This is a genomic window from Bacillus sp. DU-106, from assembly GCF_004799705.1.
Classification (GTDB): Bacteria; Bacillota; Bacilli; order Bacillales; family Bacillaceae_G; genus Bacillus_A; species Bacillus_A cereus.
On the sequence record NZ_CP026607.1, the window covers coordinates 5231478 to 5246229 of the forward strand.

The window sequence follows — 14752 nt, forward strand, 5'->3', positions numbered from 1 at the left end:
TAATTTACCTAAAAGTTTATAGGGCAATCCCTAGTAAAACTCGGGATACATGTAAGACTTCATACTTCGAATATTATGCTGTAAAAACGCTTTCGAAATAAATTATGTCATTACTAATAGACTCTTATTGTAGCGCTTCACAAAATTCCAGTCAATTCTGATTGTCTGAATAACAATTAGAAGTTAACTTCTATTTATATTTTCTCTTTTTTTGCCCAACTTGTCTAGAGGTCTTTACTACATTTTATTTTTTGTTGTTAATTTGTAAAATTTAATTCAAACTTTTTTCAAAATCCACTTGACTATAGTAAGTAACTATTTTATCATTACTTACATAATGTAAGTTAATAACTTTTAGGAGGTTTTAAAAATGATGGATTTCGGTCTACTTATTATTCGTCTTATTATAGGAATTACATTCATGGGTCATGGCGCTCAAAAATTATTTGGTTGGTTCGGCGGTTACGGTTTAAAAGGAACAGGTGGCTGGATGGAGTCAATCGGTTTACGTCCTGGTGTATTTATGGCATTTATGGCTGGCGCAACTGAATTACTAGGTGGTTTCTTATTCGCATCAGGTATTTTCATTGTAGTTGGTTCATTATTTATCGTTGGAACAATGTTAATGGCTATCTTCACTGTTCACGGAAAAAATGGTTACTGGGTAACACAAAACGGATATGAATATAACTTAATGTTAATCGCTGTCGCTGTTGGTGTAGCTTTAATCGGGCCTGGGGCATACGTTTTACTTTAATTTTTATCTCAAATTTGAGATTCTTGAAAAAGAACTTACTTCATTACAATTGAAGTAAGTTCTTTTTATGAAACAAAATATTATTTCCAGCAGGATTTTCTCATCGTTATCTTGTAAACAAACAATAAGTATTCATATTTAGAAAGGGGATTACAAGCATGTTATCCATTAATCCAAATGAACAAACTGAAAAAGATAATTACAAATTACTTACCGGAAGTATCATCCCTCGTCCTGTCGCATTCGTTACTTCTGTAACAAAAGAAGGTGTACTAAACGGAGCACCATATAGTTATTTCAATATTGTCGCTGCTAATCCACCACTTATCTCAGTATCTGTACAACGAAAAGCAGGAGAAAGAAAGGACACTTCCCGAAACGCAATTGAAAAAGGAGAATTTGTCGTACATATTTCTGACGAATCGTATGTAGCAGCAATTAACGAAACAGCAGCTAACCTCCCGCCAAATGAAAGTGAAATTGAACTAGCAAAACTAACACCAATCGAAAGTGAAGTCATCTCTGTTCCAGGTGTAAAAGAAGCAAATATTCGAATGGAATGCGTATTAGAACGTGCAATTCCACTTGGCGGAACGGAAGACTCACCAGCTTGTGATCTACTAATTGGACGCGTCGTTCGTTTCCACGTTGCCGAACATCTATATGAAAAAGGGCGCATTCACGCAGAAGGACTCAAACCAATAAGCCGCCTAGCAGGACACAACTATGCAAAATTAGGAGAACAATTTGAATTGGTTAGGCCAGTTTAAAAGTGGAAGTGGCCCGTTTAGCTCTGACCAGCTAAGGTTCTCTCGCACAAAAGGTGCTTTTTACCTTTCGTGCGGGAGGTTCTTAGATGCGAAGAGCTGGCCACTGGAACTGGATAATATGTAAAAGCGGAAGCGGCTCGTTCAGAATGGGAGGAGGATGGAGCTTCTGACGTAGAGGCGCTTTTTGCCTCACAGGAAGACGCGAAGCCACCGACCATTCTAGCAGCTGGAGCTGGATAACATCTAAAAGCGGAAGCGGCTCGTTCAGAATGGGAGGAGGATGGAGCTTCTGACGTAGAGGCGCTTTTTGCCTCACAGGAAGACGCGAAGCCACCGACCATTCTAGCAGCTGGAGCTGGATAACATCTAAAAGCGGAAGCGGCTCGTTCAGAATGGGAGGAGGATGGAGCTTCTGACGTAGAGGCGCTTTTTGCCTCACAGGAAGACGCGAAGCCACCGACCATTCTAGCCGCTGAAGCTGGATAATATCTAAAAGCGGAGGCAGCTAGATTCCTCCCATCACTCAAATATAAAATCCCCTGCTTTTTAGCAGGGGATTTTATCATTGTAATTCTTCCTTCTTTTCCTCTAAAGTAGGCATTTTCTCTTTTTTCGGCTTCCCTAGCTTAATTACGAAGAAGTATAGGGAAAGCAATGTAATAAGAAAAACAATTAAAAACGGGTACGGAGAGTAAAAAGCACGCGCCGCCTCAGTCTTTCCCGCAACAAATTTCAATGACTCAATATCTAAAAACTCAGCAAACATTTGTACACCGAGCATACTAAACCAAAAAACAAAAAAACTAATAATAATACCAAAAACTTGCTTCAATCTCGTCATTCATCTCATCCTTTCTATATCTGTAATTTTTAGCGTAATAAATATAGTACAAACAAAATATTCACAGAAAGGAACTATCTCACCATTCACGAATTAACTTAATCCAACCTAACATCGAAATTTGCAAAATAATACCCCAAATTATAAGTCTTCTTAGCCATCGAGGAAAGAAGGTTAAAAATTTAACATACCATTCCAATAGCTTGTTCATAATTCCCTCCTACATAAAATTATATAGGAAAAAGGATATATAATCCAAACCCAACCAAAATGATACCACCTACTATCTCACCGTATGTACCGAGCATATCTTTCGCATGTCTCCCAATTAATAAACCAATCCACGCTAATAACATGCTAACAAATCCAAAAAGTAAAATCGTAATAATTGTCTGTGCCCCATAAATACCAAGACTAAGCCCTACTGAGAAACTATCTATACTGACGCCAAATGCAAATACGAATAAACTAATTCCAATAGGGGCAGTTCTAGTCTCTTCATTTTGTAAAATGGTCGAATATACGATATAAAACCCTAGTCCGATTAATAAAATAGCACCCGCAAAATGTGCGATATCTCCATATTTCTCTGATAAAAAACGACCTAGTACCATTCCTATAAACGGCATAATAATATGAAATATCCCTATCGTCATACCAATATACAGGATTTGTCTTAACTTTAGGGGCATCATCCCCATACCAAGACTCACCGAGAACGCATCCATCCCTAAGGCGAATGCCATAATTATTAAAGGTATTAGCTGTTCAAACGTCATTCATGCCCCTCCTTGGACGTGCTACTTCACAATATGCTTATCCAAGGAGAAATATTCTGTTTGCTAATCTTACCTTATCATTCAATAATAATATGATGTCCTGCCGCTTTTGTTAAACGATTCATAATTGCATTCCCTATTCCTTCATTAGGGAATGACTCACTAAAAATAACATCCACTTCACTTGCATCAAATGTTCTAAGTACATCATATAATTTAGTCGCAACGCTAGCTAAGTCACTTCTAACACCACAAGATAATATAACATCTGCACTATATACATGCTGATACTCTTCTGTCGTTAATACGCCTACTTTAAATCCTTCTTTCTTTTTCTCATCCACAAGATGCTGAATAAACTCACGTGAGCCCTCGACAATACTAAGTGGTGCTTTCGGCGCATAATGTGTGTATTTCATTCCAGGCGATTTCGGTTTTTCCTTCTCATCCTTTAAAGCTGGATCTAAAGAAACAGTACCTATCACCGCTTCTAATTGTTCTTTCGTAATCCCACCTGGACGTAATATTGTTGGAACCGTGCTTGTACAATCAATTACAGTTGATTCAACGCCTACTCCAGTTGCACCACCATCAACAATACCTGCAATCTTCCCATTCAAATCTTCATATACGTGAGAAGCTAATGTTGGACTTGGACGCCCTGAACGATTCGCACTTGGTGCCGCAACAGGTACATTCGCCTCTTCAATAAGAGCAAGTGCAATTGGATGATCAGGCATTCTTACTCCAACCGTATTAAGTCCTGCCGTCACCTTCTCTGAAATTCCTTCTTTTCTCGGCAAAATAATTGTTAATGGTCCTGGCCAAAAATGTGCCATTAACTTTTCTGCAACTGGTGGAATTTCTTTCACAATCCCATCTAACTGAGATTTTGTACCTATGTGGACAATGAGTGGATTATCACTCGGTCTTCCTTTCGCTTCGAAAATTTTCGCGATTGCTTCATCATCCATCGCGTTTGCCCCTAACCCATATACTGTTTCCGTAGGGAAAGCAACCGCCTCATTTTCTCTTAATAATTTTGCTGCTTCTTGTAACTGTGGATAATATTTTTTTCTTTCCACAACATTATCCACAACCCACATATTTGTATGCATTTTTTTCCACGTCCTTTTCTAGCCTTAAATACTTGTCTATTTTTAGTTTACTATGAGATTTATCCAAAAGACAAACAAGGTTTATCCACAAAATGTGGATAAACCTAATTAATCCGTGGATAACTTTGTGAATAGCTGACAATTTAGTATTATTGCATTCTGCTCTTTTATATTTTTACAAAAATGTTCTAGCTGTTGAATTCCCTCTGGAACCTCATCCTTTTCTATAGTAAAAAAGTCAAAGAACTGAAAGATCGGTACAGATTGTGGATGATTTGTTAGTAAGTACAATTGTTGAACACTTTTTTCTTTCATATACTGCAAAAACATTTCAAAAAAATATAAGAAAGTCTGTTTATCCACATGAGGTGTGAATAAACAAGAACGAATAAGTACATCTTCCCCACTTTGTTCATAACCAATTACAGCTCGTATTTCTTCCGCCTCTTCCAAAATCATAAATTGTGCGTACAACTCATTTATTTTATCATCTTTTTTATTAGCTTGTCCGAAAAAAGAATGTAATCTTTCCACATCTGCTTTCGTAGCAAAATACACTTTCTTCATAATAAATCCCTCCTCATTTTTATATATGAGGAGGGATTTATTAATAGTACTATTTAGAGAATAAAGATGTAAAAGCTTCTACAATAAACAATTTAACTTCTGGCTTTTCTTCTTCCTCTTCTACTTTTACATACTCATTTTGCTTTTCTTGTTTTTTCTCCACAGATTTCTCCACTTTTTCCACATTTTTCGTTTCTTCTTTACTTACAGGCTGCTCTTCGACTTTTGTTTCATTTTTCACTACTTTCTTTTCAGAAGCTGTTACTTTTTTTACTGCTTCCCGCTTTACAACTTTCGTTTCTTTTACCTCATCCTCTTTTTTCTCTTCTAAATTTACTACTTCTTCATTATCTATTTGTTTTACTTGCTCCTCTTCAGGAGATTCAGCCTTCACAACATGTTCTTCTTTCCTTACAGCTGTACCACTTGAAAAATCTAAGAAACACATCGGTGGAAATAATACACACCACCAGTTTGCCCCTTCACCTTCCCCAATTGTAATTAAGACTGCTTCATATTCCCCTGCCGGATAAATAAAATTCCCATATACCTTTGTAGGAAACTTTACATTCTTACTAAATTTCACTTGAAATGATTCTTTACTTCCTTCTCTTTTTAACGTATTTTCCACCGTTTTCTCGATTTCTGGAATATGACTTTGAATTACTTTGCGCGCCTCTTCAAATGAAGTTAAATCCGCTACCCATCCATCAATTTGTGCTTTTACTTCATCACGCACTTTACGCTTTAATGCCTGGTCTTTATCTGAATCACTATTTGCTAAAATTCGTAATCGAACGGCCTCTTTCGGAATAACTGAAGGCCCTTTCGCATCAGCTTTCATATATCCAAACTGCACAAGTAACTGTGCACCAATTAATAGTATAAGAAGATAAGCAATAACTTGTTTTTTCATTTCCTCCACCGTCCCTTCTACAAACAGTGTGGACAGACTTTCATCTTTCTAAACTATTAAATTCAAAATCTATATGAATTTTTCCACAAAAAAATAGAGTAAGGTGTGAACCTTACTCCATCTCTGCAAATACCATACGATCTTTTCCGTTAATATCGAAAACAACTTCAACATGAGCATGTGGAAAAGCTTGTTGTAACAATCTTTTTACATCCTCACCTTGTCCTACTCCAATTTCAAACGCCACAATCGCTTTCTTCTGCAACACATTCGGCAATTCTTCCATAAAACGGCGATAGAAATCTAATCCGTCTTCACCACCAACAAGTGCTCTCTTCGGCTCATGCTCTTTCACAACAGGAGAAAGACCACGCCAATCCTCTTCCGGTATATATGGAGGATTTGAAACAACAACATCTAGCTTTTGACCCGTTTTATGAAATGGTGACAATAAATCACCGTGATAGAACGTTACTTCTGCACCTAAAGCTTTTGCATTTTCTTTTGCAACTTCAATCGACTCTTGTGCAATATCTACTGTATACACATGAAGATTTTTATTTTCTAAAGCAAGCGTAATAGAAATCGCTCCACTACCTGTACCTATATCTGCTACATGTAGTTTCTCATCACCAAAATGGCGCTCGATTCTTTCTAATACTCCCACTATAAGCTCTTCTGTTTCCGGCCTTGGTATTAATACTTCTTCATTCACAAAGAAAGACCGTCCATAAAACATTTCATAACCAATCATATATTGAATAGGAATACCTTCTACATGCTTATGGATAAACTCCGTAAAGCTTTTCTCTTGTTCCTCAGTTATTTCTTCACGCATATTCATAAGTAATCCTGTTCTGTTCACCTTTAATACATGACAAAGGACAATTTCTCCCGCATTTTCATCTCGTCCATTTTCCTGTAAAAAAGAAGAAGCCCATTTCAGGGCTTCATAGACACGCATTACTCAGCTGCCTCCATCTTTTGAGCCTGATCTTCCATCACTAAGGCATTGATGAAATCATCTAACTTACCTTGTAAGATTTGATCTAGCTTTTGAATCGTTAAACCGATTCGATGGTCTGTAACACGGTTTTGCGGGAAGTTATACGTACGAATACGCTCTGAACGATCTCCCGTACCAACAGCTTGTTTACGGTTTTGATCATACTCAGCTTGCGCTTCTTGTCTAAACTTATCATAAACACGTGCGCGTAATACTTTCATCGCTTTTTCTTTATTCTTGATCTGTGATTTCTCATCCTGACAAGATACAACTACACCAGTCGGTAAATGCGTTAAACGCACCGCTGACATCGTTGTATTAACGCTCTGTCCACCAGGTCCACTAGAAGCGAATGTATCAACACGAACATCTTTCTCATGAATATCAATTTCTACTTCTTCTGCCTCTGGTAATACAGCTACAGTTGCTGTAGATGTATGAATACGTCCACCAGATTCCGTTTCAGGAACACGTTGTACACGGTGAGCACCATTCTCGAATTTCAGCTTCGCGAAAGCACCTTTACCATTAATCATAAAGATAATCTCTTTATATCCACCTAACTCTGTATAGCTAGCCTCAATAATCTCCGTTTTCCAGCCCTGTACCTCAGCGTAACGGCTATACATACGGTATAAGTCACCAGCAAATAAAGCTGCCTCGTCTCCACCAGCAGCTCCACGAACCTCAACGATAACGTTCTTATCATCATTAGGGTCTTTTGGAACAAGTAAAATTTTCAGACGCTCTGATAATGTTTTATCTTGTGATTCTAACTCAGAAACTTCTTCTTTTACCATTTCACGCATTTCTGCGTCTAACTTATCTTCTAACATTGCTTTCGCATCTTTTAATTGCTCACGAACATCCTTATACTCACGATACACCTCTACCGTTTCCTGTATATCAGACTGTTCCTTTGAATATTCACGAAGCTTATTTGAATCACTAATAATCGCTGGATCACTTAACAATTCATTTAACTTCTCATAACGATTTTCTACAGCTTGCAAACGATCTAACACATCATTCACCTCTACATCCTAGTATCTAATACAAATAGTATATGGTACTTACTCAAAAAAACGCAAATTATATTTAAAAGCGCAAGCGGCTCGCTCAGAATTGCAGGCCATTGGAGCTCTCGACCTTGAAGCGCTTTTTGCTTCGAGCGAGAGAGCGAAATGGCCGGAGATTCTAGCCGCTGGAGCTAGATAATATATTTAAAAGTGGCAGTGGCTCTTTCAGCTCTGACCAACTAAGGTTCTTTCGACCTAAAGGTGCTTTTTACCTTTCGGGCGGAAGGTTCTTAGATGCGAAGAGCTAGCCACCGGAACTAGATATATTTAAAAGCGTAAGCGGCTCACACCGCTCATTCTCTCTATTTTGAAAAAAACCCGCCTTGCGCAGCGAGTTTTACTTATCTTTGTTTGCAGGTACTGCATGACAATGACGACAACGTGGTTCATACGATTCTGAAGCTCCAACTAAAATAATTGGATCATCAAATGCCGCTGGTTCTCCATCAATTAATCGTTGTGTACGACTTGCTGGAGATCCACATACAGAACATACTGCTTGTAGTTTTGTCACATGTTCAGCAATCGCCATCAGCTGAGGAACTTGTCCAAATGGTAGACCACGGAAATCTTGGTCTAAACCAGCTACAATGACACGATAGCCACGATTTGCCAATACTTGCACCACTTCCACAATGTCCCCATCAAAAAATTGCACCTCATCGATTGCAATAACATCCAGCTCTTCTGTAATATGTTCAAATATATCCTTTGAAGCTGAAACAGGAACTGCTTTTACCTTTAATCCGTTATGTGATACAACATCTTCTTCACTATATCGATTATCAATACATGGTTTAAATACAATTGCATGTTGTTTTGCAAATTGCGTACGGCGCACACGGCGGATTAGCTCTTCTGACTTGCCAGAAAACATACTACCGCAAATCACTTCAATCCAGCCATTTTGATTTATTAAGTACATGAAGCTCTCCTTTCATCTACTTTTCAGTTAAAAGTAGGGTAAAGGTATAATATTTTCGCAAAAAAAACAGACAAGCGAATACATACACTTGCCTGTTTTATGTTTTTATTACTTAAGACCGTATTTCTTATTGAAGCGGTCAACGCGTCCGTCTGCAGTAGCAAACTTCTGACGTCCAGTGTAGAATGGGTGAGAATCAGAACTGATCTCAACTTTTAGTAATGGATAAGTGTTACCATCTTCCCACTCAACAGTTTCGTTAGATCCTTTAGTAGATCCGCTTAAGAATTTGAAGCCTGTGTTTGTGTCCATGAATACAACTTTCTTGTAATCTGGGTGAATTCCTGCTTTCATTCTTTTCATCTCCTTCCGCCCTGAATCATTTTCGAAACAGAGTTTTTCATCTTCAGCTGCATACACAACTATATTGATGAAACACATATGATGAAATTATAACAAGGCTAACTTCATTTTGCAACTACCTGTTTTTGTCTTTTGAAATTAAAAGTGTAGACGGCTCGTTTAGCTCTGACTGGCTAAGGTTCTCTCGCACAAAAGGTGCTTTTTACCTTTAGTGCGGGAGGTTCTTAGACACGAAGAGCTAGCCGTCGGAACTAGATACAATTTAAAAGCAGAAGCGGCTCGTTCAGAATGGGAGGGGGATGGAGCTTCTGACGTAGAGGTGCTTTTTACCTTGTAGGAAGACGCGAAGCCACCGACCATTCTAGCCGCTGGAGGGAGCTCATCCAGCTCTGACTAACTCAGGTTCTTTCACTTATTTCTCTCTTTAATATCACCTAAACAGCATAAAAAACTCGCTTACTATAAAATAAGCGAGTCTTGATTTTTTCCCTTTACTTAGTTGTTACATACCTTTTCGAGTCTGCAACAATGTTTTGTAAAAACTCTTCATTTGTCTTCGTTTGACGAAGCTTACGTAAGAAACTTTCAACAAAGTCTGGTGTATCACGCATTGTCTTACGAATGCCCCATAACTTGTCTAAATGTTCTTTTGGAATTAATAGATCTTCTTTACGTGTACCAGAACGACGAATATCAATCGCTGGGAAGATACGACGTTCAGCTAATGAACGATCTAAGTGAAGTTCCATATTTCCAGTTCCTTTAAATTCCTCGTAAATAACATCGTCCATACGTGATCCTGTATCAACAAGGGCTGTTGCTAAAATTGTTAAGCTACCGCCTTCTTCAATATTACGTGCAGCTCCAAAGAAACGCTTCGGTCTATGGAAGGCAGCTGGATCGATACCACCTGATAATGTTCTACCACTTGGTGGAATAACGAGGTTGTAAGCTCGAGCTAAACGGGTAATACTATCCATTAAAATGATAACATCTTTCTTGTGCTCTACAAGACGCATCGCACGTTCTAACACAAGCTCAGCTACTTTAATATGATTTTCTGGTACTTCATCAAAAGTAGAACTTACAACATCTCCTTTAACAGAACGTTCAATGTCTGTTACTTCCTCTGGACGCTCATCAATTAAAAGTACAATTAGTTCTGCTTCCGGATGATTTGTTGTAACACTGTGCGCGATTTCTTTTAATAGACTTGTTTTACCAGCCTTTGGAGGCGCAACAATTAAACCACGTTGTCCAAATCCAACTGGTGCGATTAAATCCATGATGCGTGTCGGTAACTTTTTCGGTTCCGTTTCCAATTTCATTTGGCGATCTGGGTATAATGGTGTTAATGCAGGGAAATGCACACGCTCTTTTGCTGAATCTGGATCATCTCCGTTTACAGCTTCAACTTGTAATAACCCAAAATAGCGTTCATTTTCTTTCGGAGGTCGTACTTTACCAGAAACCTTATCTCCATTACGTAAATCGAAACGACGAATTTGCGAAGCTGAGATATAAATATCTTCTGAGCTTGGAGAATAGTTGATAGGACGTAGGAATCCAAATCCTTCTGATTGAATAATTTCTAATACGCCTTCCATGAAAAAGAAACCTTCTTTTTCTGCTCGAGCTTTCAAAATAGAAAAAATCAGCTCTTTTTTCGTTAACTTGCTATAATACGAAATCTTAAATTCTTTCGCAAGCTCGTATAACTCTTTTAATTTCATGTTTTCTAATGCTGCAATTGACAAATTCATTCAGACACCACACTTTAACGTTATTCTCTTTTTTCATGGGTAAAGGGAAAAAATACGGAAGGCAAATAATTAATAATGAAAGGCAATAAGTTCAAGTAGGGTAATATTCACTATTGTAACCCTTTTATCTAGTTTTAATCAATACGTTGGAACACAAATACAAGAAGCGAAGACAAGAAAATTTGTCTTCGCTTCTTATTTAATTTAGTTCCAGCTCCGATAGTTAGAAAGATCGACCATTTTAACCTTTCTGAAGGAGCTGCTTACGCTTTTTATTTAATAACCAAGTTTGGTTTTTTATTTAAGCTATGACGACCATCTACGAAGCGAACTGTGCCTGATTTTGCGCGCATAACAAGGGATTGCGTTGTTCCTACGCTACCTTTAAATTGAACACCGCGTAATAGTTCTCCATCTGTTACGCCTGTTGCTGCAAAGATTGCATCGTCACCTTTTACTAAGTCCTCCATGCGAAGGATACGATTAATGTCTTCTATGCCCATTTTTTTACAACGTGCTAATTCAGCTTCGTTTTGTGGCAATAGTTTTCCGTGAATTTCTCCACCTAAACATTTTAAAGCAACTGCTGCTAATACACCTTCAGGTGCTCCACCAGATCCAAATAAAATATCTACACCTGTACGATCAAACGCTGTATTAATCGCTCCAGCTACATCTCCATCATTAATCAATTTAATGCGCGCACCAGCTTTACGAATTTCTTCAATAATTTCTTGATGACGTGGACGATTTAAAACTGTCGCTACAACATCTTCAATATCTTTATTTTTCGCTTTCGCAACTGCACGTAAGTTATCAATAATAGGCGCATCAATGTCGACCGCCCCAACTGCTTCTGGGCCAACCGCGATTTTATCCATGTACATGTCAGGGGCATGTAACAAATTACCGTGGTCTGCAATTGCAATGACAGCAAGAGCATTCCAGCCACCAGCTGCTACGATGTTTGTCCCTTCTAAAGGATCAACCGCAACGTCTACACGTGGTCCATATCCTGTACCTAATTTCTCTCCGATATATAGCATTGGTGCTTCATCCATCTCACCTTCACCAATTACAACTGTACCTTTCATCGGAATTGTATCAAATACATCACGCATAGCTGATGTTGCTGCACCGTCTGCCTCATCCTTTTTCCCGCGCCCCATCCAACGCGCTGATGATAAAGCTGCAGCCTCTGTTACACGTACTAACTCCATAGATAAACTTCTTTCCACGATAATCCCTCTCCTTTAAGCCTTTATATTTCTGCCGTATTTTGTGAACCGTGTTTTTCTATAAAGTGTACTTCCGCAAGTAGTGATGCTTCGCTTCCCCCTTGCGGAAGTATCACTTATGCGTTCTTCATTTCTTCAATTTCTTGCTTTGTCATTTGTTCTCGCCAAATGTTTGCACCAAGCCCTTTAAGCTTGTCCACTATATTCTCATAACCTCGATCAATATGCTCAAGTCCTGTTACTTCTGTAATTCCATCTGCCATTAACCCTGCAATAACAAGTGCCGCTCCTGCTCGTAAATCACTCGCCTTCACTTTTGCACCTTGCAGTAACACAGGACCAGTTACAATTGCCGAACGACCCTCTACTTTAATTTGAGCATTCATACGACGTAATTCATCAATGTGTTTGAAACGGGCACCGTAAATTGTATCTGTTACAACTCCCGTCCCGTGTGCCTTTGTTAAAAGCGTCGTAAACGGCTGTTGTAAATCCGTTGGAAAACCTGGATATACAAGCGTTTTGATATCAACTACTTTTAACTTTCTATTACCGTTCACCGTAATTTGATCATCGTTCGTTTCAACTTGAACACCAGCTTCTCTTAGCTTTGCAGTAACTGATTCTAAATGCTGAGGAATAACGTTATCAACCGTTACTTCTCCTCCTGATGCAGCTCCTAGAATCATATACGTACCAGCTTCAATACGATCTGGGATGATAGTATGGTGACAACCATGTAAAGAGTCAACACCATCTATTCGGATTACGTCAGTACCAGCACCTTTAATACGTGCTCCCATGCTTGTTAACAATGTAGCTACATCAATGATCTCAGGCTCTTTCGCTGCATTTTCAATAACAGTTCTACCTTTCGCTCGTACAGCTGCTAGCATAATATTAATCGTAGCTCCTACACTAACAACATCTAAATAAATACGTGCCCCGCGTAGCTCATCTGCTCTTAAATAGATGGCACCTTGTTCATTCGTAACATGTGCACCTAGCGCTTCAAACCCTTTAATATGCTGATCAATCGGCCTCGGTCCTAAATGACATCCACCCGGAAGCCCAATAACAGCTTTTTTAAAACGGCCAAGCATTGCACCCATTAAATAATAAGAAGCGCGCAATTTTTTCACTTTTCCATTTGGCAAAGGCATTGCAACCATGTTAGAAGGATCGACTACCATCTCTTCCTCCTGTCCATAAGTTACTTTCCCTCCAATTTCCTCTAGTAAGTCTCCTAACATTTTCACGTCCGAAATATTAGGGACACCACCAATAGTTACTGGAGTATCTGCTAAAATTGTCGCTGGAATTAATGCAACGGCACTGTTCTTTGCACCACTTACTCGAATTGTTCCATTTAAAGCTCTTCCGCCTTCAATTAGCAATTTTTCCATATTGAGCTCCCTTCTTGTGAATGTATTTACTTTCTATCTTTTTATAGAAAGCTCCCCTTAAGAATCTCAATTACTCTTTCCATCCCAAAACTCAATAAATAGGAAACCATTATCTTCATTTCTCCTGTAGCACGAATAGATAAAGATCAACTATTCATCGAATTTACTTTATCAATTTAGATACGTTATCACATTTATTAATAGGACTATGCACATTATTTTCTATTTAAAAACCAAAAATGATAAAATCTTTAGACTTGTTCACGCTTTCATTATACAACGAAAGGAAACCGTCTAAAAGACTAGACGGTTTCCAAAACGGAATTTTATTCTTACGCTTTACCGTTAGAACCGAATTCGCGAATTTTACCAATAACAGTTGCTTTGATAGCGTCGCGGCCAGGTCCGATAAATTTACGAGGATCGTAAACTTCTTGGTCTTTATTTAATACTTCACGAACAGCTTTTGTAAACTCGATTTGGTTCTCAGTGTTTACGTTGATTTTTGAAGTACCTAAAGAGATAGCTTTTTCGATATCAGCAGTTGGGATACCAGTACCACCATGTAATACTAAAGGTACGCCAGTGAAGTCACGAACTTGTTCCATTTCAGCGAATCCTAAGTTAGGCTCACCTTTGTAAGGACCGTGTACAGAACCTAAAGCTGGAGCTAGGCAATCGATACCTGTTGCTTCAACAAGGTGCTTACACTCTGCTGGGTCAGCGTAAATTACGCCTTCAGCGATTACGTCGTCTTCTTGTCCGCCAACTGTTCCAAGCTCAGCTTCAACAGATACGTTACGAGCGTGTGCGTATTCTACTACTTGTTTAGTAGTTTCAACGTTTTCTTCGAATGGGTGGTGAGAAGCGTCGATCATTACAGATGTGAAACCTGCATCGATTGCTTCTTTACATTTTTCGAAGCTTGAACCATGGTCAAGGTGAATCGCTACAGGAACAGTGATGTTCATTTCTTCGATTAAAGCTTTAACCATAGCTACAACTGTTTTGAAACCAGTCATATGACGAGCTGCACCCTCAGATACACCTAGGATTACAGGAGATTTTTCTTCTTCCGCAGCAGCTAAGATAGCTTGAGTCCACTCTAAGTTGTTCATGTTGAATTGACCAACTGCGTATTTTCCTTCTAGTGCTTTGTTTAGCATTTCTTTCATAGAAACTAAAGGCATGGTGAATCCTCCTAAAAAACGTTTTTTGTATCCG

Annotated in this window: 16 protein-coding genes; 2 read left to right on the forward strand and 14 right to left on the reverse strand. The window is 38.6% G+C overall.

What is annotated here, in order from left to right; all coding sequences use genetic code 11:
* Positions 1–370: 370 nt before the first annotated feature.
* On the forward strand, positions 371–757 hold the full coding sequence (locus tag C3Y97_RS26810; RefSeq protein ID WP_000968616.1) for a DoxX family protein: 387 nt from the start codon (positions 371–373) through the stop codon (positions 755–757).
* Between the two features lie 158 nt (positions 758–915).
* Positions 916–1527: a flavin reductase family protein gene (locus C3Y97_RS26815; RefSeq protein ID WP_000949055.1), complete on the forward strand. Its 612-nt coding sequence runs from the start codon at positions 916–918 to the stop codon at positions 1525–1527.
* A 562-nt stretch (positions 1528–2089) separates the two neighbouring features.
* Here C3Y97_RS26815 and C3Y97_RS26825 read toward each other — a convergent pair.
* The 14 genes from C3Y97_RS26825 to C3Y97_RS26890 all read right to left on the reverse strand — a co-directional run bounded on the left by C3Y97_RS26825 (position 2090) and on the right by C3Y97_RS26890 (position 14718).
* The gene (locus tag C3Y97_RS26825) at positions 2090–2368 is read right to left on the reverse strand and encodes a DUF3935 domain-containing protein (protein WP_000197472.1); all 279 of its coding nucleotides are present in this window, start codon (positions 2366–2368) and stop codon (positions 2090–2092) included.
* A 79-nt stretch (positions 2369–2447) separates the two neighbouring features.
* Positions 2448–2579, reverse strand: a complete 132-nt coding sequence (locus C3Y97_RS28300; protein WP_001037634.1) for a hypothetical protein — start codon at positions 2577–2579, stop codon at positions 2448–2450.
* A 19-nt stretch (positions 2580–2598) separates the two neighbouring features.
* On the reverse strand, positions 2599–3147 hold the full coding sequence (locus C3Y97_RS26830; RefSeq protein WP_000142475.1) for a manganese efflux pump MntP: 549 nt from the start codon (positions 3145–3147) through the stop codon (positions 2599–2601).
* Positions 3148–3224: 77 nt separating this feature from the next.
* Complete coding sequence (locus tag C3Y97_RS26835; protein ID WP_000557353.1) at positions 3225–4265, reverse strand: L-threonylcarbamoyladenylate synthase; 1041 nt, start codon at positions 4263–4265, stop codon at positions 3225–3227.
* Between the two features lie 108 nt (positions 4266–4373).
* Complete coding sequence (locus C3Y97_RS26840; RefSeq protein ID WP_000758437.1) at positions 4374–4832, reverse strand: GNAT family N-acetyltransferase; 459 nt, start codon at positions 4830–4832, stop codon at positions 4374–4376.
* A 49-nt stretch (positions 4833–4881) separates the two neighbouring features.
* On the reverse strand, positions 4882–5748 hold the full coding sequence (gene spoIIR / locus C3Y97_RS26845) for a stage II sporulation protein R (RefSeq protein ID WP_002184088.1): 867 nt from the start codon (positions 5746–5748) through the stop codon (positions 4882–4884).
* Positions 5749–5860: 112 nt separating this feature from the next.
* Positions 5861–6712 carry a peptide chain release factor N(5)-glutamine methyltransferase gene (gene prmC / locus C3Y97_RS26850; RefSeq protein ID WP_001267065.1) on the reverse strand — a complete coding sequence of 284 codons (852 nt, stop codon included), beginning with the start codon at positions 6710–6712 and terminating at the stop codon, positions 5861–5863.
* The gene (prfA, locus tag C3Y97_RS26855; protein WP_000887064.1) at positions 6712–7779 is read right to left on the reverse strand and encodes a peptide chain release factor 1; all 1068 of its coding nucleotides are present in this window, start codon (positions 7777–7779) and stop codon (positions 6712–6714) included. The genes prmC and prfA overlap by 1 nt, the downstream gene beginning before the upstream one ends.
* Positions 7780–8170: 391 nt before the next feature.
* The gene (locus tag C3Y97_RS26860; protein WP_000280859.1) at positions 8171–8758 is read right to left on the reverse strand and encodes a thymidine kinase; all 588 of its coding nucleotides are present in this window, start codon (positions 8756–8758) and stop codon (positions 8171–8173) included.
* A gap of 108 nt (positions 8759–8866) precedes the next feature.
* Positions 8867–9112: a type B 50S ribosomal protein L31 gene (locus C3Y97_RS26865; protein ID WP_000643433.1), complete on the reverse strand. Its 246-nt coding sequence runs from the start codon at positions 9110–9112 to the stop codon at positions 8867–8869.
* A 500-nt stretch (positions 9113–9612) separates the two neighbouring features.
* Complete coding sequence (gene rho, locus C3Y97_RS26875; RefSeq protein WP_001053903.1) at positions 9613–10884, reverse strand: transcription termination factor Rho; 1272 nt, start codon at positions 10882–10884, stop codon at positions 9613–9615.
* Between the two features lie 272 nt (positions 10885–11156).
* A complete protein-coding gene (gene glpX / locus C3Y97_RS26880; protein ID WP_000442340.1) occupies positions 11157–12122 on the reverse strand; it encodes a class II fructose-bisphosphatase in 966 nt (321 codons plus the stop codon).
* A gap of 116 nt (positions 12123–12238) precedes the next feature.
* Positions 12239–13528, reverse strand: coding sequence for a UDP-N-acetylglucosamine 1-carboxyvinyltransferase (gene murA, locus C3Y97_RS26885; protein ID WP_000413254.1), 1290 nt, complete (start codon positions 13526–13528; stop codon positions 12239–12241).
* 332 nt (positions 13529–13860) lie between these two features.
* Positions 13861–14718, reverse strand: coding sequence for a class II fructose-bisphosphate aldolase (locus C3Y97_RS26890; RefSeq protein WP_001131855.1), 858 nt, complete (start codon positions 14716–14718; stop codon positions 13861–13863).
* Between the last annotated feature and the right edge of the window lie 34 nt (positions 14719–14752).